Genomic DNA, 21,750 nt, shown 5'->3' with positions numbered 1-21,750 from the left:
ATCTACCGCGAGGTCACAGTCAAATGTGCACCGAGCGCGGCTTGGCTCAAGCCACGGGCGCGACGTATCATCCTCAAGTTGGCACCAATGATTTGATCAAGGGCTTCACGGTGCGAGTGCGGCATGGTGCCTCTCTTCGGTTGGCGTCGCACTACTTGCGAAACGCCAGACCTTTTCCGCGAAACACCATTCCGCGGGACCTGAAACGCTTGCTTGGATCGCGGTCGTGGTCATTCGAGCATGACCCATCCAGCGCTGGATGAGATTGAGCGAAGCCCGCCCTGTAGCGCGATACGCCGAATGCATGGCTTAAGCCACGGGGCTCACTGGATCTCCCGTTTGGGACCGTTGAATGCGACCCTTATCGCGTGGCGACACGGTGGCGACACGGCCCCAAGATCAAGAAAGCCGCCCCGAAGGGCGGCTCTCAAGAACCTCATTAAATCAGAGGCTTATTTGGTTGCGGGGATAGGATTTGAACCTATGACCTTCAGGTTATGAGCCTGACGAGCTACCGGGCTGCTCCACCCCGCGTTAATCCTTGCGCGCCTTCGAAAAATGCCGGGGACGGTGAATAGAGGGCCGGCGCTGCGCGCGTGGCTTGCTCTTCCGTCCCAAAGGCTTCCTTGGAAGGCAACCCCGGGCAAAGCCCGTTGGGTGCGGGCGGTATGTACCAACCCGGGCTGCCTTTGGAAAGGGCTGCGGCGACGTTTTTTTCGACTTTATGACAGGCCGATGGACCGAATTCGGGTCTGTTTGGCTCGCCCTTGCCACAAGTTCCACAAAGGGCCAGCCTGCGGCAACAAAACGAGGCGAAACGCCGTTTGAGGAGGAGCGCCATGGAGCTTTCCATGGACCACCAGATTTTGGACCAGACCCTGGACCAATCGCCGACGAGCGCCGCGCAGCTGGCACTCGCGGACGCGTTCCACGCCATGACCGCGCGATCGCGGGCCGAGCCGGCGCCTGATCTGGCCGAGCGCCTCGACCGGCTGGCGCGGCTGCGCGCTGTTGTCGCCGAGAACGAGGAGCGCTTCCGGCAGGCGATCTCGGCCGATTTCGGCCACCGCTGCGCGGTGGAGACCAATATCGCCGAGACGATGATGGTGTTCTCCGAGATCCGGCATGCCGCCAAGCACCTGAAGGCCTGGATGGCGCCGCAGCGCGTGGCGACCGCGCTGCAATTCCTGCCCGCGCGCAACCGGCTGATCCCGCAGCCGCTCGGCGTGGTCGGCATCATCGCGCCCTGGAATTATCCGCTGCAGCTCACGCTGGCGCCCGCGATCGGCGCGATCGCCGCCGGCAACCGTGTCATCATCAAGCCGAGCGAACTGGTGCCGCACTTCGCCGCCTTACTGAAGGAAGCGGTCGCTGCGAAGTTTGACGCGAACGAACTGCTCGTCACCGGCATCGAGGACGAAATCGCAAAGGCCTTTGCTTCGCTGCCGTTCGATCATCTGGTGTTCACAGGCTCGACCCGGGTCGGCCGGCTGGTCGCGGAAGCCGCGGGACGCAATCTGACGCCGGTAACGCTCGAACTCGGCGGCAAGTCGCCGGCGATCATCGACGCCTCGGCCGATCTCGAGGAGGCGGCCGAGCGCATCGCCTATGGCAAGCTGCTCAATGCCGGGCAGACCTGCATCGCGCCCGATTATGTGCTGGTGCCTGAGGCCGCGTTGCAGGCGTTTGCCGAAAAACTGCGTGCGCAGATGCGACGCATGTTCGGCACCGATCCCGCCAACAAGGACTACACCTCGATCATTTCCGACCGGCACTATGCACGACTGGAAGGCCTCATTGCCGATGCCGCGCAGCGCGGCGCGAAGATCCTGCAACCGGCAAGGCCCGACGATCCGAACTGGAAGGCACACCGCAAATTCCCGCCGACGCTGATCGTCAATGCCACCGAAGCCATGGCGGTGATGCAGGAGGAGATCTTTGGCCCCGTGCTGCCGGTGCTGGGCTATCGCGATCCCGCAGACGCGATCGCCTTTGTCAACGCCCGCGACCGGCCGCTGGCGCTCTATTGGTTCGGCAAGGACCGCGACGCCCGTGACGAGGTGTTGGCGCGCACGATCTCCGGCGGCGTCACCATCAACGACTGCCTGTTTCATTTCGCGCAAATCAACCAGCCGATGGGCGGCGTCGGCGCATCCGGCAGCGGCGCCTATCACGGCGAATGGGGATTTCGCACGTTCAGCAAGCTGAAGCCGGTGTTTCATCGCTCGAAACTCAACCGCCTCGCCGACCTCTATCCGCCCTATGGCGGCAAGATCGCGCGGCTGGAGAAGCTGATGCGGTTGATGTCGTAAGGAACGGTCGTTCCGGGGCGCGGAGCGAACCCGGAACCTCGAGATTCCGGGTTCGATGCTACGCATCGCCCCGGAATGACGATAATGGGGGAAACACAAGTGACTGACACATTCGATTTCGTCGTCGTGGGCGCGGGCTCCGGCGGTTGCGCGGTGGCGGGGCGGCTGTCGGAGGATTCGGCGACATCCGTGGCGCTGCTCGATGCCGGCGGACGCAACGACAATTGGCGGATCACCACGCCATTCGGCCTTGCCTTGCCCTATAGCGCGGCCAACTGGGGCTTCGATACCGTGCCGCAGAAGGGATTGAACGGCCGTATCGGCTATCAGCCGCGCGGCAAGGGCCTCGGCGGCTCCTCGGCGATCAATGCCATGGTCTACATCCGTGGCCACAAATCGGATTACGACCACTGGGCCTCGCTCGGCAATGCCGGCTGGTCGTATGACGACGTGCTGCCCTATTTCAAGCGCTCGGAGGACAACAGTGATTTCGACGGCGCGTATCATGGCAAGGGCGGCCCGCTGCATGTCAACAGGCTGCGTTCGGAGAATCCGATCCATGAGATCTTCCATCAGGCCGCGCGCGAGGCGCAATTCCGCATCCGCGAGGACTTCAACGCCGAGGACCAGGAAGGACTCGGCAGCTACCAGGTGACACAGAAGAACGGCGAGCGCTGGAGCGCGGCGCGCGCCTATCTGCAGCCCCATGTCGACAATCGCGCGAATCTGCAGGTCGAGACGGGAGCGCATGCGACGAAAATCCTGTTCGAAGGCGGCCGCGCGGTCGGCATCGAATATCTGCAGGGCAAGCAGACCAGGCGGCTGCGCGCCCGCCGCGAGGTGATCCTCGCCGGCGGCGCCTTCCAGTCACCGCAATTGCTGATGCTGTCGGGCATCGGCGACGGCGATGCGCTTGCCGCGCAAGGCATCGGCGTCGTGCACCATTTGCCGGGCGTCGGGCGCAATCTGCAGGACCATCCGGATTTCGTGTTCGTGTACGCGTCCGACTATCCGCACCTTGTTCACTCCTCGCTCGGTCGGCTGCCATCCCTGCTCCGCGCGATCCAGCGCTACCGCAGCGAGCGGCGCGGCCTGATGACCACCAATTTCGCCGAATGTGGCGGCTTCCTGAAAACCCGGCCCGACCTCGACGTACCAGACATTCAGCTTCATTTCGTTATCGCGATGCTCGACGATCACGGCCGCAAGAAGCACAAGGAGGCCGGGTTCTCATGCCATGTCTGCCTGTTGCGACCAAAGAGCCGCGGCAGCGTCTGGCTGAAAAGCGCTGATCCGATCGCAGCCCCCATGATCGATCCGAATTTCTTGGGCGAGGCGGAGGATCTCGAGACGATGGTCGCCGGCTTCAAGACCACGCGACGGCTGATGGAGACGCCCGCGATGCGCGCGTTGCAGAAGAAGGACATGTTCACGTCCGACGTGAGAACGGACGACGACATCCGCGCCGTCCTGCGTAACCGCGTCGATACGGTCTATCACCCGGTCGGCACCTGCAAGATGGGGACGGATGCGATGGCCGTGGTCGATCCCAGGCTCAAGGTCCACGGCGTGGAAGGATTGCGCGTCGTCGACGCCTCGATCATGCCGACGCTGATCGGCGGCAACACCAACGCGCCGACGATCATGATCGGAGAGAAAGCGGCGGACATGATCAGGGAGGAGGTGCGGTAGCTCTTCTCCCTCTCCCCGTTCTTACGGGGGCCCGTCGGGGCAAAAAAATACAGACGATTTTAGCGATCTGAAACCGGAATGATCGGTTGGGCGTTCATACGTTCCATGGCAGGCTCCCGCTCATGAACAGTTTCGATCTCGCGGTCTATGCGGCCCTCGCGATTGCGATCGGGTTCGGTTTCAGGACCGGCCTGCTCCGCAGCGCCATGACCATCCTGGCCTATCTGCTCGCCGCGCCGATCGCGATCGCGCTGATGCCACTGATCGCGCCGCAGATCACCGGCAATCCGAATTCGCCGCTGCTGCAGAACTGGATCTGGTTCTTCGCCATCTTCGTGATCGTCGGCATGCTGTTCGGGCATATCGGCCGCGTCGCGCTGAACGACACCATGGGCGAGGCCGGCATCGGTGACCGCCTCGGCGGCGCTGCGCTGGGCGCCATCCGGGTCGGACTCGTCGCCACCACGCTGGTGCTGGTGTTCGACCAGGTCGTGCCGGCCAACCACCAGCCGCCCTTCCTCGCCGGTTCGCGGCTGCGGCCGCTGTTCTCGACCGTCGGCCAGATGGGCTTCAAGTCGCTGCCGCCGGAGGCGGGTGCCGCGATCGACCGCCTCAAGCAGGAACGGCGCATCTAGGATCATGCCCGCACATTTGCATCGCCGCGCAAGCGTGCATGCATTTTGATGCGAGCCGGTCCCTTATCAGCGGCACCACGATTGGCTAGAGTGCCGATCATCCAAAACCAGCCAGCTATTTACGGGAGTGAAACAGTGGATCTTGGGATCAAAGGTCGCCGCGCCATCGTCTGCGCATCCAGCAAGGGCCTCGGCCGTGCCTGCGCTATGTCGCTTGCCGAAGCAGGCGTTCACGTCACGCTGACCGCCCGCGGCGCTGATGTCCTGAAGAGGACGGCTGACGACATCCGCAAAGCCTGTCCGGACGTGATGGTCACCGAGATCGTCGGCGACATCACGACGCCGGCAGGCCGCGAGGCCGTGCTGAAGGCCTGCCCCGAGCCGGATATCCTGATCAACAATGCCGGCGGCCCGCCGCCCGGCGATTTCCGCAACTGGACCCGCGACGACTGGATCAAGGCGATCGACGCCAACATGCTGACCCCGATCGAGCTGATCAAGTCGACCGTCGACGGCATGATGGCGCGCAAGTTCGGCCGCATCGTCAACATCACGTCGGCCGCGGTGAAGGCGCCGATCGACATTCTCGGCCTGTCCAACGGTGCGCGCGCCGGCCTCACCGGCTTCATCGCCGGCCTCTCGCGCAAGACCGTGATCAACAACGTCACCATCAACGGACTCCTGCCCGGCCCGTTCGAGACCGACCGGCTGCGCGGCACCGCAAAGGCCGAGGCCGACAAGCGCGGCATCACGCCGGATCAGCTTCTGGCCGAGCGCGCCAAGCTCAACCCCGCCGGCCGCTTCGGCCAGCCCGACGAGTTCGGCTACGCCTGCGCTTTCCTCTGCGGCGCCAAGGCCGGCTTCATCACCGGGCAGAACATCCTGCTGGATGGCGGCGCGTTTCCTGGAACGCTGTAGCGGCAACTACGCTTCCACTCGCCTATGCCCGGGCAGCCACGTACTTTGGACGGCGAGGCAAGACGTGGGTGGCCGGGACAAGCCCGGCCATGACGACGTTGAGCCAGCGAGAATGATCACCGCTGCTTGGTGATCTCGTCTTCGTCGCGCTGGCTCGGGGCCGATGAATCGGCGGTGGTGTTTCCGTCGGTCCAGTCGATGCCGAACGCGTCCAATCCCTCCGCGAGCAAATCGCCCAGCATGGGATCGCCGAGCAGATAGCGGATGGTTTCGCGCCGCGGCGCGCGATAGGTGGCCCGGGCCTCCACGGCGCGCGCACGCAAATCGTCCCAATCGTCGATCGTGCCCTCGCCGCGCCCGAGCCATGTCAGCGCGACGAGGTCCAGCTGCTCGTCCTCGTTCAGGGCGGCGATGAAACTGCTGAGTTCTTGCCCCGATGGATCGGAGCCGTCGTCGTCCAGCACGTCGACCATATCGTCATCGGCGGCGTTCGAGCCCGAATCCGGATCGGAGTCCGCTTCCTTGACGTCGAATTCGCGGGCCTTCTCGATGATGAAGGCGACCTTCTCGGCGGAAATTGCAAGCTCTGGCATGACTGCCCCTTTTGGCCTGTCCTGGGTTCCCGCGATAACGCCGCACCGCGTCAGATGATCCATTGCGCTGGGTGACGGAAACCCGCATCTTTTGCCGCCAAAGCAAGAGCAAGGAGGGCACGCCGCAATGCAGTGGACAGTCGGCAAGGTCAAAATCACCAGGGTGGTGGAATTGGAGACGGTCGGCTCGACCCGCTTCATCCTGCCCTTGGCGAGCAATGACGCGATCCGGAAGCTGCCCTGGCTGATCCCGCATTTTGCCACCGAAGAGGGCCGGCTGAAGATGTCGATCCATTCGCTGGTGGTGGAAACGCCAGACCGACGCATCGTGGTCGACACCGGCCTCGGCAACGACAAGCAGGGCCGCGGCGTCCCGACCTGGAATAGCCGCAGCACGCCGTTCCTGGAGACGATGATGGCGGCGGGGTTTGCCCCCGACAGCATCGACACCGTGCTGTGCACGCATCTTCACGTCGACCATGTCGGCTGGAATACGAAGCTCGTCGACGGCAAATGGGTGCCGACCTTTCCCAAAGCGCGCTATGTGTTCGGCAACACCGAATATGAATATTGGCGCGATCATTCGACCGAGCCGGACAAGCAGGCCGTGTTCAACGATTCAGTGAAGCCGATCCTCGAAGCCGACCGCGCCGAGTTGATCGCGAGCGATCACCGGCTGTGCGAGGAGATCAGCGTGATTCCGACGCCCGGCCACAGCCCCGGCCATATGAGCATCCTGATCCAATCGGACGGTGAACAAGCGTTGCTGACCGGCGACGTCGCCCATCATCCCTGCCAGATGGCACATCTCGACTGGTCATCGACCGCGGATTCCGACCAGGTACAATCGGCCGCGACGCGGGCAGCGCTGTTCGGCCGCTTTGCCGACACCCGGACGCTGGTGATCGGCGGGCATTTTTCGGCCGGGCATATCAAGGGCGATGGCGACGCGTTCAGGTTTGAGGCGCTGGCTTGACGACATTGCTCCTCATGGTGAGGAGCGCGTCTTCGGGCGTCTCGAACCATGCAGGCCCCGCTTTCTCGTCCGCGACCATCCTTCGAGACGCCCGCCTTCGGCGGGCCCTCAGGATGAGGGGGAGCAATGCGGGAACGGCGACTAGTCGGCGGTTGAATTTCCCGCCGCGCTGTTCCATGAAGCTATTTAACCGATCGGTCCATCTCCAGGGAGAAACGAGAATGAAGCTTGTTCGTTACGGCGAAAAGGGTGCGGAAAAACCCGGCCTGATCGACAAATCCGGCCAATTGCGCGACCTGTCGGCGCATGTGAAGGACCTCACGGGCGAGGCCTATTCCCCGGAATCCCTGACCAAGCTGGCGGCCCTCGACCCAGCGTCACTGCCCGCCGTCTCCGGCAAGCCGCGGTTCGGCGCGCCCGTCACCGGCATTTCCAAATTCGTCGCGATCGGCCTCAATTACAGCGACCACGCCAAGGAAACCGGCGCTGCCATCCCGACCGAACCGATCATCTTCATGAAGGCCAACACCTCGCTGTCTGGCCCCAACGATGTGGTCGAAAAGCCGCGCGGCTCGACCAAGCTCGACTGGGAAGTCGAGATCGCCGCCATCATCGGCACCCGCGCCAAATATGTCTCGGAGGCTGACGCGCTCAACCACGTCGCCGGCTATTGCGTCTGCAACGACGTCTCCGAGCGCAACTTCCAGACCGAGCGCCTGGGACAGTGGACGAAGGGCAAGTCGCATGACACGTTCGGCCCGCTCGGGCCGTGGCTCGCCACCAAGGACGAGATCAAGGACGTGCAGAACCTGTCGATGTGGCTCGACGTCAACGGCCAGCGCCGCCAGACCGGCTCGACCAAAACGATGATCTTCTCGATGGCCAAGTGCATCTCCTATGTCTCGCAGTTCATGACGCTGCTGCCCGGCGACATCATCACCACCGGCACCCCGCCCGGCGTCGGTCTCGGCATGAAGCCGCCGACCTTCCTCAATGTCGGCGACGTCATCACCCTCGGCATCGAAGGCCTCGGCGAGCAGCGGCAGGAGATCGTTGCGGCTTAGGCGGCGACCTCATCTGTCATTCCGGGATGGCGCTCTCGCGCCAGACCCGGAATCTCGAGATTCCGGGTTCGATGCTTCGCATCGCCCCGGAATGACAACAAGGATCCAAAATGAAACTCTCCTTCTCCGCCGCCTCGCCGTTCGCCCGCAAGGTGCGCATCGCCGCGATCGAGCTTGGGCTGATCGACAACATCGAGTTCATGCCCGCGACCGTGGCGCCGGGTACGGTCAATGAGGACTATTCGCGCATCACGCCGCTGAAGAAGCTGCCGGTGCTGATCACCAATGACGGCGACGTCATTTTGGATTCCTACGTCATCGTCGAATATCTCAACGAGATGGCGGGCGGCAGCCTCATTCCCGACTACGGCCCTCGGCGCTGGAAGGCCAAGACCAATCATTCCCTCATCAACGGCATGCTCGATTCCATGCTGCTGTGCCGCTACGAGAAGATGGTGCGGCCGCAGGACCTGCAATGGCAGGCGTGGTCGGACGACCACTGGAACCGGGCCTGGACCGGCATGGCGCGTTTCGAGAACATGCCGGACGTGCTGAACGGGCCGTTCGACATCTCGCAGATCGGCCTCGTCTGCGTGCTCGGCTACGCCGACTTCCGCTTCGCCGATTGCGGCTGGCGCAAGGCCTATCCGAAGCTCGATGCCTTCCACCAGAAGATGCTGGAGCGGCCCTCGGTGAAAATCTCGGTGCCGCCGGCGGCGTAGCGCGCGGAGTGTTGTCATGAGTCTGAAATACGCGATCGGCGATCTCACCATCCATCGCATCATCGAGCAGGAGACCACGTTCCTGCCGGCGCTGGAGATGCTGCCCGGGTTGACGCCGGAGGTGCTGGCCGAGAACCGCGCCTGGATGCGTGAGGCGAAAGCGCTGGACGAGCAGGACGGGTTGATCCTGTGCTTCCAGTCCTACGTGATCAAGACGCCACATCACACCATTCTGGTCGACAGCTGCATCGGCAACGACAAGCCGCGGCCGCGACCGAAGTGGAACATGAAGACCGACGACACCTATTTCCGCGGGCTCGCGAGCGCCGGCATCTCCGTCGACGACATCGACTTCGTGATGTGCACGCATCTGCACGTCGATCACGTCGGCTGGAATACGCGGCTGGAAAACGGCCGCTGGGTGCCGACCTTCCCGAAGGCGCGCTACGTGTTCGCGAAGCGCGAGTTCGACTACTGGACCGAGCAGAACGCGAAGGCGGAGGTCGCGCCCTTCGTCGACAGCGTGCTGCCCGTGGTCGAGGCCAAGCGCCACGAGATCGTCGGCAACGACCACCAGATCGGCGATCACGTCCGCATCCTGCCGACACCAGGCCATACGCCCGGTCACGTCGCCTTCACCTTCGGCCGCGGTAAGGACGACGCGGTCTTCAGCGGCGATCTCATGCACTCGCCGATCCAGACGCTGTATCCGGAGCTCTCGATCAAGTTCGACGTCGACCAGGCAGCGGCGGCAACCACACGCCGCAGCTTCCTGGAGCGCTATTGCGACACCGACGCGCTGTGCTGCACCGCGCATTTTCCGTCGCCGTCGGTCGGGAAGATCAGGCGCAAGGGGAATGGATTCGTCTGCGCGGCGGTGTAGCGCCGCCTTCGTTTCCGTCATGCCCGGGCTTGTCCCGGGCATCCACGTTCTTACAATCCACGACGGCGAAGAAGCGTGGATGGCCGGGACAAGCCCGGCCATGACGAGGAAACATTATGGCCGATCTCCCCGAAATCCCCCTGCCCGCCGGAATCCGCTCGCGTTACGTGGACGGCATCAACGGCTTGCGCATGCATGTGCTGGAGGCCGGCTTCGAGACCAGGGGCCGGCCCTGCATCCTGCTGCTGCACGGCTTTCCCGAGCTTGCGTTCTCCTGGCGCAAGGTGATGCCGGCGCTTGCAGCCGCCGGTTATCACGTGATCGCGCCGGACCAGCGCGGCTATGGCCGCACCACCGGATGGACTGCCGATTACGACGGCGACCTCGCGCCGTTCCGTCTGTTCAACGTGGTGCGTGACGCGCTCGGGCTGGTGTCGGCGTTCGGTTACAGGCAAGTGGATCTGGTCGGGCATGATTTCGGCAGCCCGGTCGCATCCTGGTGTGCGCTGATGCGGCCCGACGTGTTTCGCTCGGTCGTGATGATGAGCGCGCCGTTCGGCGGACCGCCGCCGCTGCCGTTCGACACGGTCCACACACCGGCGAAGCCGCAGGCTGAATATCCCGTGCATCGTGAGCTGGCGGCCCTGCCTCGACCGCGAAAGCATTATCAATGGTATTATTCGACACGCGCGGCCAACGCCGACATGCAGCACGCGCCGCAGGGCGTGCATGATTTGCTGCGCGCCTATTATCACCACAAGAGCGCGGACTGGACCGACAACAAGCCGTACCCGCTGAAATCATGGTCGGCGAGTGAGCTGGCGAAGCTGCCGACCTACTACGTGATGGACCGCGACGAGACGATGGCCGAGACCGTCGCGAAGGAGATGCCCTCGCCGGCCGAAATCGCCGCCAATCAATGGCTGCCGGACCGCGATCTCGCTTACTACAGCGCCGAATACGGACGTACCGGCTTCCAGGGCGGCCTGCAATGGTATCGCTGCGGCACGTCGGCTGCTTACAACAACGAGTTGCAGCTGTTCTCCGGCCGCAGCATCGACGTGCCCTCCTGTTTCATCTCGGGCAGGCAGGATTGGGGCACCTATCAGCGCCCCGGCGTGTTCGAGACGATGCAGGCGAGCGCGTGCACCCAATTGCTCGGCTGCCATCTGGTCGACGGCGCCGGCCATTGGGTGCAGCAGGAGCAACCGGCCGAGGTCAGCCGATTGCTGCTTCAATTTCTCCAGCGCGCCGCCACGGCCCCTGCCGCCTGAAGCGCCGCCACCCTCCCGCCACAAGGCGTTAATCGGGGGTTCAGGGAACATTCGGCAATGTCTGACGTTGCGGAGATACCGGAGCTGGGTCCGGCGACCATGGAGAACGACATTGGACAAGAAGATCGCTGGAATTTTGGGAGCGGCAGCCGCGTTCGGAGCGCTCGGCAGCGCCCAAGCTGCGCCTGCGCCTACGGACGTCCTGCAGGCGAATTCATACGCCGACCTGCTGGAGCCGATCGCAAACGCCGGCGCCCGGCTGCAAGCCCTCGATGAAGCGACCCCGCCAAAAGCCGGCGAAAATGTTCAGGTCGCCCAATTCTATCATCACCACCATCACCATCATCACCACAGCTTCTATCGCCGCTATTACGACGCGCCGGTCGTGGTGGTCCCGCGATATCGGCGCTATTATCACCATCATCATCACCATCACCACCATCACAGCTTCTATCGCCGCGGCTACTGAGGTCGCAACGGCAGGAATGAGGTGAACAGGACCTACGGGTCCTGTTTTGCTGTCGGGGGGCCGGGCATCCGGAAATCCAGGCAGAATCGCCCATCGCGATCGCCGCAAACGGCAAACGCCGGAAGCAAGGAAACAGGCGGGACCGCAGGGCCAGGACCCGGTCGTCCGCCCTATCCGTTGCGAGCCTTGTCCTTTGCCGCGCGGTGCAGGTGCCGGTAAGTGCCGTCGAACACCGTATCGGACGACGACGTCCACTCGGTGCCGGCCGCCAGTTTGGGCCTGTTGTTGTAGATGCGGCGGGCCTGCAGCTCGCGCTCCGCCGCTTCCTCCTCGCCCATGGGCTCGAGATCGAAGTTCGCTTCCTCGGGAATGACGATGATCTGCGCAAAGGGCTCGTTGGGCCGGAAGATGTGGGTTCGGCCCTCGGCGGGCGCCTTGAACACGCAAAAGAACATCATGGGCCACCAATTGCGGATCAGCGCGGGGACGGCGATCGGCACGGTGTCAGTTGGGTCGGTATAGAATCGCGGATGCGGCTCGGTGCGAACCGCCAGGCCTTTTTCGACCTTGAGATCGAGCAGTATCTGATAGGTGTAGAAGGCCTCGCCAAACTTGCGAAACGGCGGCCATTCCGCGCCCCCTTCCGGCGGCTCACCCCAATCGGCCTCCAGGATCAAGTGACCGTCCCTGGTCGTAACGTGAAGCTCGAAATCATAGGGATAGAACAGCTCGATGCCGTATTGCGCGCCCTCGGAAAACGGCACGCAATGCCAGACCTGCTCGCGCGAACCATCGGCGCGAGGTTCGCGCTTGCCGGCCCATCCGGGGATTTCAAGCTTGGTGCGACGCGGCGCCAGCCGCGGATCGTTCAGACGAAACTTGACCTTGTCCATCATTCACCCGTCCAGCCACGTTTTAAAAAGTTCCTACCTGTGTCGGCCCCGGGTTCATGCACCCAAACAACGTTGTGACGGCCCTTCGGATGCAACCGTTCGCGCAGCTCGCGTGAATTGACCCTGAACGAATTGCAGCCTATATCAGATTAGAATTATTCTAAACTAGAGCAGGCGTGATCCGTGAAGAATTTTGCCGATTTGACCGAGCGCGAGGTGCTTGCCGTGGCGATTTCCTCCGAGGAGGAGGACAGCCGCATCTACATGAGCTTCGCGGAGGACCTGAAGGAGCGCTATCCGGATTCCGCCAAAATCTTCGAGCAGATGGCCGAGGAAGAGCGCGGCCATCGGCACATGCTGCTGGAAATGTACGAACAGCGCTTCGGTCCGCATTTGCCTCCCATCCGCCGCGAGGACGTCAAGGGCTTCCTGCGCCGCCGCCCGGTCTGGCTCACCAAGAACCTGCCGCTCGACACCATCCGCAGGGAAGTCGAGACCATGGAAATGCAGGCCGAGCGCTTTTACGTGAAGGCGGCCGAGCAGGCGGAGGATGTCGGGGTGCGCCGCCTGCTGGGTGATCTCGCCGAAGCCGAGAAAGGCCATGAAGAGACCGCCGCGAAGCTGACGGACCAGATCCTGAGCTCCGACGTGCGCGCCGAGGAAGACCGCACCAACCGCCGCATGTTCGTGCTGCAATATGTGCAGCCCGGCCTTGCCGGCTTGATGGATGGATCGGTCTCGACGCTGGCGCCGCTGTTCGCGGCTGCCTTTGCCACCCACCAGAACTGGCAGACTTTCCTGGTCGGCCTCGCCGCCTCGATCGGCGCCGGCATCAGCATGGGATTTGCGGAGGCGCTGTCGGATGACGGATCGCTCACCGGCCGGGGCTCGCCCTGGCTGCGCGGTCTCACCTGCGGCTTGATGACGACGCTCGGCGGGCTTGGCCACACCATGCCTTATCTGGTGCCGGACGCCTGGCCCAATGCGTTCTGGATCGCGACCGCGATCGCCGGCGTCGTCGTGTTCTTCGAATTATGGGCGATCGCGTTCATCCGTGCGCGCTACATGGACACGCCGTTCCTCCAGGCGGTGTTCCAGATCGTGCTCGGCGGCGCCATCGTGCTCGCGGTGGGCATCTTGATCGGGGCGGCTTAGGCGGCGGCAATGAAGCGGCATTTTTCATACACCGCGCTCGCAAGCCTGTCTGGCGGGCTCATGCTGCTTGCGTCGGCCGAGGCCGCGCGTGCCACCGACGAGATCCAAGTTTACAACGCCGGCATCGCCGATGTCGGCCAGTTCACGATCCAGCAGCATCTGAACTACATTGCGCTCGGCCAGAAGAACCCGGCCTTTCCCGGCGGGCTGGTTTCCAACCACAGCCTGAACGGCACGCCGGAATTCGCCTACGGCGTGACCGACTGGTGGGAGGTGGGCCTCTACCTGCCGTTCTCGGTTCAGGACCAGCGCTTCTACTCGGACGCGTTCAAATTGCGAACGCTGTTCGTTTCGCCGCATGCCGAACAGCGCAATTTCTTCTATGGCGTGAACTTTGAATTCAGCAACGAGACGCCGCCATTCTCCCAATCCCGCTTCTCAATGGAGATTCGCCCGATCATCGGCGTCCGGAACAGCGACTACGAGTTCATCGTCAATCCAATCGTCGACGTCCATTTCGGAAAGTTCGCCGAGCAGCACTTCACGCCGGCCGCTCGTGTCGCACGCAGGTTCGGCGAGAACCTGTTCGCGGGATTGGAATATTACAGCGACCTCGGCCAGATCGGGAGCTTCGACAAGCTTGCGGACCAGCAACACACGCTGTTCGCGGTCACCGATTTCAAAGCCGGGGATTTCGATGTGAACTTTGGTATCGGCTACGGGTTAACGCCGGCATCCGACCGGCTGGTGGTCAAGACGATCATCGGTTACGCGTTTCCGGTCCCGGGCGCGACCTCCGATGCCAACACACGCATGAGCAGCGGCCCCGTCAATCCGTTCGCACACGCCTCTGCGCGCAGCTTCCAACCCTAGGACGAATTTTTCGTCGGATCGGACCAATTGATGACCGTCCAACTGCACTATGGGACCCCGGCAAAGATCTTCCACTGGCTCATTGTGGCGCTGCTTGCCGTTCAATATCCGATCGGCTGGCTGATGCCGGACCTGCACCGCGGGATGACGCCGGGTGCCGCGATGACGTTCCACATCTCGATCGGAATGACCATTCTGGTTCTGACCGCGCTTCGCCTCGTCTGGCGGCTGACCCACCCTGTCGCGCCGGAGAGCTCGCTCCCGGCCTGGCAGCGCCTGAGCTCGGAGGCCGTGCATTGGCTGCTCTATGTGCTGGTGCTGACGACGACAGTTTCCGGCTGGCTGTTTGCGTCGTTCCGCGGATGGTCCGTTTCGTTCTTCTACCTCGTGCCGCTGCCAATGCTGGCGTCCGATAACGAAGCCGCCGGACGCACCATCGACGGCCTGCATCAGGCGATGGAATGGGCGCTCCTCGTGACCATCGTCATTCACGTTGCATCTGCGCTCGCGCACATTTTCGTCTACCGCGATCGCGTCATGCAGCGGATGCTGCCGGGATAGTTTTTTCTGGGGGTCAACTTCTATCAAGCGGCGGTTGCCACAACAGGCCAAACTGCGCATCATCCCTCCGCAACGACAGGAGAAGCGTGGTGGCCAAATCAGAATTCAGCTTCAAAAGCGCGGTCGAGTTGTCGGCCGCATTGAGCGCAAAGAAGGTCTCGTCGCTCGAGCTCACGCAAGACGCGATCAACCGCATCGAACGGCACGACGGCAAGATCAACGCGATCTGCGTCCGGGATTTTGATCGTGCGCTCAGTGCCGCGCGCGAGGCGGATGCCGCATTGGCGCGCCGCGAGAGAAAGCCCCTGCTCGGCCTGCCTATGACGGTGAAGGAATCCTACAACATCGCCGGCCTGCCCACGACCTGGGGCAATCCCGAGCAGAAGAATTTCATCGCGAAGGAAGATGCGCTGCCGGTCACGCGCGTGAAGGACGCCGGCAGCATCGTGCTCGGCAAGACCAACGTGCCGCTCGCGCTCGCCGACTGGCAGAGCTACAACGACATCTACGGCACCACCAACAATCCCTACGATCTCGGCCGCACGCCGGGTGGTTCTTCGGGCGGCTCGTCGGCCGCACTCGCCGCGGGCTATGGCCCGCTGTCGATCGGCTCCGACATCGGCGGCTCGCTGCGCGTGCCGGCGTTCCATTGCGGTGTTTACGCGCACAAGCCGACCTTCAATCTCGTCGCCATGCGCGGTCATACGCCCCCGCCGCTGCCGCCCTTGCCGTTCGAGCGTGACCTCTCGGTCATCGGCCCGATGGCCCGCAGCGCCGCCGACCTTTCCCTCTTGCTCGATGTCATGGCCGGGCCCGATCCGATCGACGCAGGCCTCGCCTACCGGCTCGACTTGCCGGCGGCGCGCCACACCGCGCTGAGAGATTTCCGCGTGCTGGTGGTTGACACGGATCCGGTGCTGCCGACCGACACCGCGGTGCGCGGGACCATCAACAAGCTAGCGGACAATCTCGCCAAGGCCGGCGTCAGGATCGAACGCAGCAGTCCGCTGTTGCCGGATTTCGCGGCCTCGTCCCGGCTCTATATGCGCATGCTGATGTCGTTCCTGGCCGCGTCCTTTGCGCCCGACATCTATGCCGGCGCCAAGGCGGCGGCGGACGCGCTGCCGGAAGGCGACAACAGCCTTGCCGCGGAACGGCTGCGCGGCATCGCGCTCAGCCATCGCGATTGGCTGGTCGCCAATTCCGGACGCACGCGGCTGCGGGCGCAATGGCGCGAGCTGTTCAAGACGTTCGACGCCGTGATCTGCCCGATCATGCCCATTCCGGCCTATCCGCACGACCATTCGCCGGACCAGGAGATGCGCCGCATCAAGATCGACGGCAAGGACCATATCTATTCCGACCAGCTCGCCTGGCCCGGCATCGCGACGCTGCCGGGGCTGCCCTCGACCGCGATCCCGACCGGCTTCGCACCGGACGGCCTGCCGGTCGGCGTGCAGATCGTCGGCCCGTGGCTGGAGGACCGTACGCCCTTGAGGCTTGCCGAACTGATCGAGCGCGAGTTCGGCGGCTTTGTGCCGCCGAAGATGTTTGACGATTAGTCTTCGTCATTGCGAGCGAAGCGAAGCAATCCAGGAATGTATCCGCCGAAAAAGTCTGGATTGCTTCGTCGCATCAGCGCAAAATTGCTTCGCAATTTTGTCGCGAGCTCCTCGCAATGACGGAGGAGAATGCTTCACTCAACTGTCAAACATGATCACGCTGCGCAGCGTCTTGCCGGCTTTCATGTTGGCAAAACCCTCGTTGATCTCCGACAGCTTCAGCTTGGCCGAGATCCAGTCTTCCAAGTGCAGTCGGCCGCGCAGATAGAAATCGACCAGGCGCGGCATGTCGACGCGAAAATGGTTGGAGCCCATCGAGGAGCCCTGGATCCTGCGCTCGCGCAGGAAGTCGAAGCCGTGCAGCTCGATTTTCTGGCCGAACGGGATCATGCCGACGATGGTGGCGGTGCCGCCGGAGGCGAGCATGGCGAACGCCTGCTCCGCCGTCTCCTTGCGGCCGAGCACCTCGAACGAATGATGCACGCCGCCATTGGTGAGGTCGCGCACCTGCTTCACGACGTCGCCGTCGGCGGGATTGATGATGTCCGTGGCCCCCAGCTTGGTCGCGAGCTGGAGCTTTGCCGGATTGGTATCGATAGCGATGATGCGGCCTGCGCCCGCAATCTGCGCGCCGTTGATCGCGGCCATGCCGACGCCGCCGCAGCCGATCACCGCCACGGTCTCGCCGGCCGTCACTTTCGCCGTGTTCACCACCGCGCCGTAGCCGGTGATGACACCGCAGCCGATCAGCGCGGCGAGATCGAGCGGCATCTCCTTCCTGATTTTGACGATCGCGTTCTCGTGCACCAGCATCTGCTCGGCAAATGACGAGAGGTTGAGGAACTGGTGCAGCTTCTCGGGCCTGGACCATTGCATCCGGTCGGAGACGCCCGGCAGCAGCTTTACGGTGGTGTCGGTGCAGAGCACGGTCCGTCCCGTGGTGCAATTATCGCAGGTGCCGCAGAACACGGACAAGCAGGTGACGACGTGATCGCCCGGCTTCACGTAGGTCACGTCGGAGCCGACCTGCTCGACGACACCGGCCGATTCGTGGCCGAGCACCGCGGGCAGCGGATGCGGATAGAGGCCTTCCATGAAGTGCAGGTCGGAGTGGCAGAGGCCCGCGACCGACGTTCGGATCAGGACCTCGCGCGGGCCCGGCTTCGGCAGGCTGATATCCTCGATGACCAGGGGCTTGTTGACTTCATAGAGGACGGCGGCCTTCATTTGCGTTTCCTCGTTGTTGTTTTTTCGTAGCGTGCAGGTCTTCACCTCTCCCTACGGGAGAGGTGACCGCGAGCCTACGCTGCCAGAACCAGTTCGCCAACCTCGCTCATGTCGGCGGTACGATCACCGAGCAGCAGCGCGGCAATGTTCTGGTGCACGGCATTTTCCGTAAGCCGGAACGGATCGCTTGGCGACACCCGATGATCGACCACCAACCGCGACAGCAGCAGACGTCGCGCATCGCCGCGCATGTCGTGGATGCGGTGCGCTTCCCAGGCGAGCGCAACGGCGCTGGCGACGTGATAGAGCACGCTGGTGGCGCGCCGCGCATCGGCCTCGTTGTCGGCCTTGCCCGCGACCTCGCGCGCAAAGCCGACCGCGCGATCGGTGAGATCGCGCAAGCGGTCGCGCCAGGCTTGCGGCACGGACGGGCTGTCGTCGAGCCGGGCGTGCAGATCGGCTGACAGCGCGGATTCGGCGCCGTGACGGCCGACCGCACGCCGCAGCGCATCGATCGCGACGATATTGCCGGTGCCTTCCCAGACCGAGCCGAGATGCGCATCGCGCAGCAGCCGCGCCGTGGCGAACTCCTCGATATAGCCGATGCCGCCGCGCATCTCGAGCGCATCGCCGCAGACTTTGCGCGCGTCGCGCGTCGCGCGGAATTTCAGCGTCGGGGTGAGGATGCGCAGCAGCGCTGCTGCGTCCTGGCTGCCGGCCTCGGCGCGGTCGAGCGCATCGGCGGTGAGAAAGCTCATCGACAGCGCCTGCTCGACCGGCAGCATGATCTTGAGCATCTGCCGCCGGCCCAGCGGCAGGTCGATGATGCGGTTGCCGAACACCACGCGGTTCGTCGCCACTGTCATCGCGTCATGATAGGCGCGGCGCATCAGCGCGGTGGATTTGACGCCGTTGGAAAGCCGCGACGAGTTCACCATCTCGGCCATCTGCACGAAGCCGCGGTCGAGCTTGCCGACCGCATAGGCGATCGCGCCCTCCAGCTTGATTTCGCCCGAAGCCATCGAGCGCGTGCCGAGCTTGTCCTTGAGGCGCACGATCCGGTAGTGGTTCTGCGAGCCGTCGTCGAGAAAGCGGGGCATCAGGAACAGGCCAACGCCGCGCGTGCCGGGGCCGGCGCCTTCGGGACGCGCCAGCAGCATCACGACCTTGGCATCGGCATTCGAGCAGAACCATTTCTCGCCATGAAGGCGCCAATGGTCGCCGTCCTGCACCGCCGTGGTGGTCAGCGTGCCGACATCGGAGCCGCCTTCCTTCTCGGTCATGAACTGGCCGCCTTGCGTCAACTTGCTCATATCGGTCTGCGTCAGGCCGTCGAGATACTTCGCCTTCAGCGCCTCGCTGCCGAAATTCGCCAGCAGCTTGGCGCAACCATCGGTGACGTTGATCGGGCAGCCCATGCCGAATTCGGTCTGGTTGAACAGGAAGGTGAAGGCGTGCTTGGCCACGACCGGATATTTGTCCGGCCAGCCCATAATGCCCCTGCGGATCGAGAGCGCATGGATCCCGAACTCGCCGAAGGCCGCCTTCTCCAGCTCGCGATAGGCCGGGTGATATTCGATCCACTGCACATCACGGCCGAACTTGTCGCGCTGGTGCAGCACCGGCGGGTGCCGGTCGGCGAGCCGCGCGCACTCGTCGAGCGGGCCGCCGGCCAACTCACCCAGGCGGTCGAGATGCGGTTCGATATGCCGGAACAGCGCCTCCGGCAGATGGATGCGTAGCAAATCCGTCAAGGCCTGATCGGCCCGGTAGAAATTCATGCCCGATGTATCGGGCGCCAGCAGGCCGGACGGTGCGGCCGCGACATCTTTCTGCTGCGTTGTGGCTGGCTGTCGCATGATCGTCCTCTTCGTTTCCGTACCCTGCGGTCGTTTTTGCGCTGCTTTAGCGCTTGCCGCTTGAGATGATGTCGATCATGCTCCCGCCGCGAGAGCGGATAAAGCCGCAAATCGTCAGGGAGGCATGATCGCCGTGAAGGAGCAATTCGCTCTGCGGAATTGTGATCGAGCTTGCCGGCGCTGCCGCTGGCTGTTCGCGCGCGCCATGCCTAGATCAGCGGCTCCCCGTCTCCGAGAGATCACGCCATGGAACATCCGAAATACAAGATCGCCCTCATCGTCGGCGCCGGCGAGGGCTTGAGCGCCTCGCTGGCGCGGCTGCTGTCCACCCAAGGCATTCGCGTCGCGCTCGCCGCGCGCAAGATCGAGAAGCTGGGCGCGCTCTGCACCGAGACCGGCGCGAAGGCCTATGCCTGCAACGCCACCGAGCCTGATGACGTCGAGCGCCTGTTCGGCCTGGTCGAGCGCGAGATCGGCACGCCCGATCTCGTCGTCTACAATGCCAGCGGCCGCGCGCGCGGGCCGTTTGTCGATCTGGTCCCGGCCGAGGTCGCGCAGGCGATCGCGGTCAGCGGCTATGGCGGTTTCCTGGTGGCGCAGCAGGCGGCCCGCCGCATGCTGCCGAACAAGCACGGCGCGATCCTGTTCACCGGCGCCTCGGCAAGCGTCAAGGGCTATGCCCAGTCGGCGCCGTTCGCGATGGGCAAGTTCGCGCTGCGCGGCCTTGCACAGAGCATGGCGCGCGAGCTGTCTCCGCAGGGCATTCATGTCGCGCATTTCGTGATCGACGGCGGCATCCGTGGCGCCGCGCGGACCGAAGCGGCGGACAGGCCGGATTCGATGCTCGATCCCGACGCCATCGCCGAGAGCTATTGGAACGTGTTGCAGCAGCCGCGCAGCGCCTGGAGCTGGGAGCTGGAGCTGCGGCCGTGGGTGGAGAAGTTCTGAGGCGGCAATTCAAGAACAGCCGTCATTGCGAGGCGCGAAGCGACGAAGCAATCCAGACTTCATCCGCGGAGACAGTCTGGATTGCTTCGCTTCGCTCGTAATGACGAAAGAGCTGCCGTAGGGTGGGCAGGCCACAGCGCCGTGCCCACCATCGATGGCGAGAAACAAATGGTGGGCACGCTTCGCTTTGCCCACCCTACAAGGCTAGGGAGGAACGATGACCACGGAAACCAGCATCGACACCGGCACTAATGAATTGCTTTGCGTCGTCCGCGACCGCGTCGCGGTGATCACGTTGAACCGGCCGGAGGCGCGCAACTCGCTGTCGGACGCGCTGACACCGGCGCTGCGCACCATGATCCGCACCTGCGGCGAGAATCCCGATATCGGCGCGTTGCTGATCACCGGTGCCGGCGAAGCGTTCTGCGCCGGCGGCAACGTCAAGGGCATGGGCGCGCATCGCGACCCGAAGAAGCTCGAGATGTCCTTTGACGACAAGGTCGCCGATCTCCAGGAGCGGCAGCGGCTGCTCACCGGCGCGCTGGTCTCGGTCCGCAAGCCGACCATCGCCGCGCTGCCGGGACCGGCGGCGGGCGCGGGACTTGCCATTGCCATGGCCTGCGACATCCGCATCGCCGCACAATCGGCCTTCGTCGCCACCGGCTACGCCCGCATCGCGCTCAGCGGCGATTACGGCATGGCCTGGCTGCTGACCCGGCTGGTCGGGACCGCGCGGGCGCGCGAATTGATGTTCACCGGCGACAAGGTCGACGCCGCGCGCTGCGAGGCGATCGGTCTCGTCAACCGCGTGGTGCCTGACGACAAATTGCAGGAAGAGGCTTTTGGGCTTGCAAAGTCGCTCGCCGAAGGCCCGCGCCTCGCGCTGCGTTACATGAAGGACAATCTCGACGAAGCCCTCCAGTTCGACTTCGAAACCGCGCGCGACCACGAGGCCGAGCGGCTGGTCCGCCTGACCACGACCGCCGATCACAAGGAGGCCGTGCAGGCCTTCATCGAGAAGCGCAAGGCGGTGTTCACGGGGAAGTAGCTGGCCGTTCGTAGCCCGGATGGAGCGCAGCGTAATCCGGGCGCTTGCGAATGTGGCACGAATCCCGGATTGCGCTGCGCTCCATC

The 21,750-nt window shown here is 63.9% G+C and carries 20 protein-coding genes and 1 tRNA gene; 16 read left to right on the top strand and 5 right to left on the bottom strand.

Features of this window, described 5'->3' with window-relative positions; all coding sequences use genetic code 11:
• Window positions 1-457 precede the first annotated feature (457 nt).
• A tRNA-Met gene (locus AC0L2O_RS14020) sits at window positions 458-534 on the bottom strand.
• A 305-nt stretch (window positions 535-839) separates the two neighbouring features.
• On the opposite strand from AC0L2O_RS14020, the gene AC0L2O_RS14015 reads away from it, so the two are divergent.
• From AC0L2O_RS14015 to AC0L2O_RS14000, 4 genes are all read left to right on the top strand, one after another.
• A complete protein-coding gene (locus AC0L2O_RS14015; RefSeq protein WP_473370126.1) occupies window positions 840-2,312 on the top strand; it encodes a coniferyl aldehyde dehydrogenase in 1,473 nt (490 codons plus the stop codon).
• A 99-nt stretch (window positions 2,313-2,411) separates the two neighbouring features.
• Window positions 2,412-4,004, top strand: a complete 1,593-nt coding sequence (locus AC0L2O_RS14010; protein WP_473370125.1) for a GMC family oxidoreductase — start codon at window positions 2,412-2,414, stop codon at window positions 4,002-4,004.
• Between the two features lie 122 nt (window positions 4,005-4,126).
• Window positions 4,127-4,639: a CvpA family protein gene (locus tag AC0L2O_RS14005; RefSeq protein ID WP_473370124.1), complete on the top strand. Its 513-nt coding sequence runs from the start codon at window positions 4,127-4,129 to the stop codon at window positions 4,637-4,639.
• Between the two features lie 135 nt (window positions 4,640-4,774).
• Window positions 4,775-5,557, top strand: coding sequence for an SDR family oxidoreductase (locus AC0L2O_RS14000; RefSeq protein ID WP_473370123.1), 783 nt, complete (start codon window positions 4,775-4,777; stop codon window positions 5,555-5,557).
• 116 nt (window positions 5,558-5,673) lie between these two features.
• On the opposite strand, the gene AC0L2O_RS13995 is transcribed toward AC0L2O_RS14000, so the two are convergent.
• The gene (locus tag AC0L2O_RS13995; RefSeq protein WP_409191633.1) at window positions 5,674-6,150 is read right to left on the bottom strand and encodes a DUF3775 domain-containing protein; all 477 of its coding nucleotides are present in this window, start codon (window positions 6,148-6,150) and stop codon (window positions 5,674-5,676) included.
• 127 nt (window positions 6,151-6,277) lie between these two features.
• On the opposite strand from AC0L2O_RS13995, the gene AC0L2O_RS13990 reads away from it, so the two are divergent.
• From AC0L2O_RS13990 to AC0L2O_RS13965, 6 genes are all read left to right on the top strand, one after another.
• Window positions 6,278-7,126, top strand: a complete 849-nt coding sequence (locus AC0L2O_RS13990; protein WP_473370122.1) for an MBL fold metallo-hydrolase — start codon at window positions 6,278-6,280, stop codon at window positions 7,124-7,126.
• A gap of 221 nt (window positions 7,127-7,347) precedes the next feature.
• Window positions 7,348-8,190, top strand: coding sequence for a fumarylacetoacetate hydrolase family protein (locus AC0L2O_RS13985; protein ID WP_473370121.1), 843 nt, complete (start codon window positions 7,348-7,350; stop codon window positions 8,188-8,190).
• A 110-nt stretch (window positions 8,191-8,300) separates the two neighbouring features.
• Window positions 8,301-8,912 carry a glutathione S-transferase family protein gene (locus AC0L2O_RS13980; protein WP_473370120.1) on the top strand — a complete coding sequence of 204 codons (612 nt, stop codon included), beginning with the start codon at window positions 8,301-8,303 and terminating at the stop codon, window positions 8,910-8,912.
• A 16-nt stretch (window positions 8,913-8,928) separates the two neighbouring features.
• A complete protein-coding gene (locus AC0L2O_RS13975; protein ID WP_473370119.1) occupies window positions 8,929-9,795 on the top strand; it encodes an MBL fold metallo-hydrolase in 867 nt (288 codons plus the stop codon).
• Window positions 9,796-9,911: 116 nt separating this feature from the next.
• Window positions 9,912-11,069 (top strand): alpha/beta hydrolase, encoded by a 1,158-nt coding sequence (locus tag AC0L2O_RS13970; RefSeq protein WP_473370118.1) that lies wholly within the window; start codon window positions 9,912-9,914, stop codon window positions 11,067-11,069.
• 112 nt (window positions 11,070-11,181) lie between these two features.
• Window positions 11,182-11,538: a hypothetical protein gene (locus AC0L2O_RS13965; RefSeq protein WP_369720692.1), complete on the top strand. Its 357-nt coding sequence runs from the start codon at window positions 11,182-11,184 to the stop codon at window positions 11,536-11,538.
• Window positions 11,539-11,708: 170 nt separating this feature from the next.
• Here the strand turns inward: AC0L2O_RS13965 and AC0L2O_RS13960 are convergent, their stop codons facing one another.
• Entirely contained in the window at window positions 11,709-12,431 is a 723-nt protein-coding gene (locus tag AC0L2O_RS13960; RefSeq protein WP_473370221.1) for a hypothetical protein, read from the bottom strand.
• A gap of 183 nt (window positions 12,432-12,614) precedes the next feature.
• Between AC0L2O_RS13960 and mbfA the strand changes: the two genes are divergently transcribed.
• The 4 genes from mbfA (at window position 12,615) to AC0L2O_RS13940 (ending at window position 16,582) form a co-directional block, all read left to right on the top strand.
• Window positions 12,615-13,586 (top strand): iron exporter MbfA, encoded by a 972-nt coding sequence (gene mbfA / locus AC0L2O_RS13955; RefSeq protein WP_369720691.1) that lies wholly within the window; start codon window positions 12,615-12,617, stop codon window positions 13,584-13,586.
• 9 nt (window positions 13,587-13,595) lie between these two features.
• Window positions 13,596-14,459 carry a hypothetical protein gene (locus tag AC0L2O_RS13950; RefSeq protein ID WP_473370117.1) on the top strand — a complete coding sequence of 288 codons (864 nt, stop codon included), beginning with the start codon at window positions 13,596-13,598 and terminating at the stop codon, window positions 14,457-14,459.
• A gap of 30 nt (window positions 14,460-14,489) precedes the next feature.
• Entirely contained in the window at window positions 14,490-15,020 is a 531-nt protein-coding gene (locus AC0L2O_RS13945) for a cytochrome b (RefSeq protein WP_409191626.1), read from the top strand.
• A gap of 89 nt (window positions 15,021-15,109) precedes the next feature.
• Window positions 15,110-16,582: an amidase gene (locus tag AC0L2O_RS13940; protein WP_473370116.1), complete on the top strand. Its 1,473-nt coding sequence runs from the start codon at window positions 15,110-15,112 to the stop codon at window positions 16,580-16,582.
• 138 nt (window positions 16,583-16,720) lie between these two features.
• Here AC0L2O_RS13940 and AC0L2O_RS13935 read toward each other — a convergent pair whose 3' ends face one another.
• Together AC0L2O_RS13935 and AC0L2O_RS13930 are read right to left on the bottom strand one after the other, a co-directional pair.
• A complete protein-coding gene (locus AC0L2O_RS13935; protein WP_409191624.1) occupies window positions 16,721-17,809 on the bottom strand; it encodes a Zn-dependent alcohol dehydrogenase in 1,089 nt (362 codons plus the stop codon).
• A 74-nt stretch (window positions 17,810-17,883) separates the two neighbouring features.
• Window positions 17,884-19,668 (bottom strand): acyl-CoA dehydrogenase family protein, encoded by a 1,785-nt coding sequence (locus AC0L2O_RS13930; RefSeq protein ID WP_473370115.1) that lies wholly within the window; start codon window positions 19,666-19,668, stop codon window positions 17,884-17,886.
• A gap of 246 nt (window positions 19,669-19,914) precedes the next feature.
• Here AC0L2O_RS13930 and AC0L2O_RS13925 point away from each other — a divergent pair, with 246 nt between their 5' ends.
• Both AC0L2O_RS13925 and AC0L2O_RS13920 read left to right on the top strand, forming a co-directional pair.
• Window positions 19,915-20,616 carry an SDR family NAD(P)-dependent oxidoreductase gene (locus AC0L2O_RS13925; RefSeq protein WP_473370114.1) on the top strand — a complete coding sequence of 234 codons (702 nt, stop codon included), beginning with the start codon at window positions 19,915-19,917 and terminating at the stop codon, window positions 20,614-20,616.
• Window positions 20,617-20,833: 217 nt separating this feature from the next.
• On the top strand, window positions 20,834-21,664 hold the full coding sequence (locus AC0L2O_RS13920; RefSeq protein WP_369720683.1) for an enoyl-CoA hydratase: 831 nt from the start codon (window positions 20,834-20,836) through the stop codon (window positions 21,662-21,664).
• Window positions 21,665-21,750 lie beyond the last annotated feature (86 nt).

This window comes from Bradyrhizobium sp. Kon10, from assembly GCF_055807395.1.
This window is presented reverse-complemented; position numbering and strand designations above follow the sequence as displayed.

Bases quoted from the DNA above. Each gene is read 5' to 3' on its own strand.
- AC0L2O_RS14015 (WP_473370126.1), top strand. From the start codon at position 840: ATGGAGCTTTCCATGGACCACCAGATTTTGGACCAGACCCTGGACCAA.
- AC0L2O_RS14005 (WP_473370124.1), top strand. From the start codon at position 4,127: ATGAACAGTTTCGATCTCGCGGTCTATGCGGCCCTCGCGATTGCGATC.
- AC0L2O_RS13995 (WP_409191633.1), bottom strand. From the start codon at position 6,150: ATGCCAGAGCTTGCAATTTCCGCCGAGAAGGTCGCCTTCATCATCGAG.
- AC0L2O_RS13990 (WP_473370122.1), top strand. From the start codon at position 6,278: ATGCAGTGGACAGTCGGCAAGGTCAAAATCACCAGGGTGGTGGAATTG.
- AC0L2O_RS13985 (WP_473370121.1), top strand. From the start codon at position 7,348: ATGAAGCTTGTTCGTTACGGCGAAAAGGGTGCGGAAAAACCCGGCCTG.
- AC0L2O_RS13980 (WP_473370120.1), top strand. From the start codon at position 8,301: ATGAAACTCTCCTTCTCCGCCGCCTCGCCGTTCGCCCGCAAGGTGCGC.
- AC0L2O_RS13975 (WP_473370119.1), top strand. From the start codon at position 8,929: ATGAGTCTGAAATACGCGATCGGCGATCTCACCATCCATCGCATCATC.
- AC0L2O_RS13970 (WP_473370118.1), top strand. From the start codon at position 9,912: ATGGCCGATCTCCCCGAAATCCCCCTGCCCGCCGGAATCCGCTCGCGT.
- AC0L2O_RS13960 (WP_473370221.1), bottom strand. From the start codon at position 12,431: ATGGACAAGGTCAAGTTTCGTCTGAACGATCCGCGGCTGGCGCCGCGT.
- AC0L2O_RS13950 (WP_473370117.1), top strand. From the start codon at position 13,596: ATGAAGCGGCATTTTTCATACACCGCGCTCGCAAGCCTGTCTGGCGGG.
- AC0L2O_RS13945 (WP_409191626.1), top strand. From the start codon at position 14,490: ATGACCGTCCAACTGCACTATGGGACCCCGGCAAAGATCTTCCACTGG.
- AC0L2O_RS13935 (WP_409191624.1), bottom strand. From the start codon at position 17,809: ATGAAGGCCGCCGTCCTCTATGAAGTCAACAAGCCCCTGGTCATCGAG.
- AC0L2O_RS13930 (WP_473370115.1), bottom strand. From the start codon at position 19,668: ATGCGACAGCCAGCCACAACGCAGCAGAAAGATGTCGCGGCCGCACCG.
- AC0L2O_RS13925 (WP_473370114.1), top strand. From the start codon at position 19,915: ATGGAACATCCGAAATACAAGATCGCCCTCATCGTCGGCGCCGGCGAG.
- AC0L2O_RS13920 (WP_369720683.1), top strand. From the start codon at position 20,834: ATGACCACGGAAACCAGCATCGACACCGGCACTAATGAATTGCTTTGC.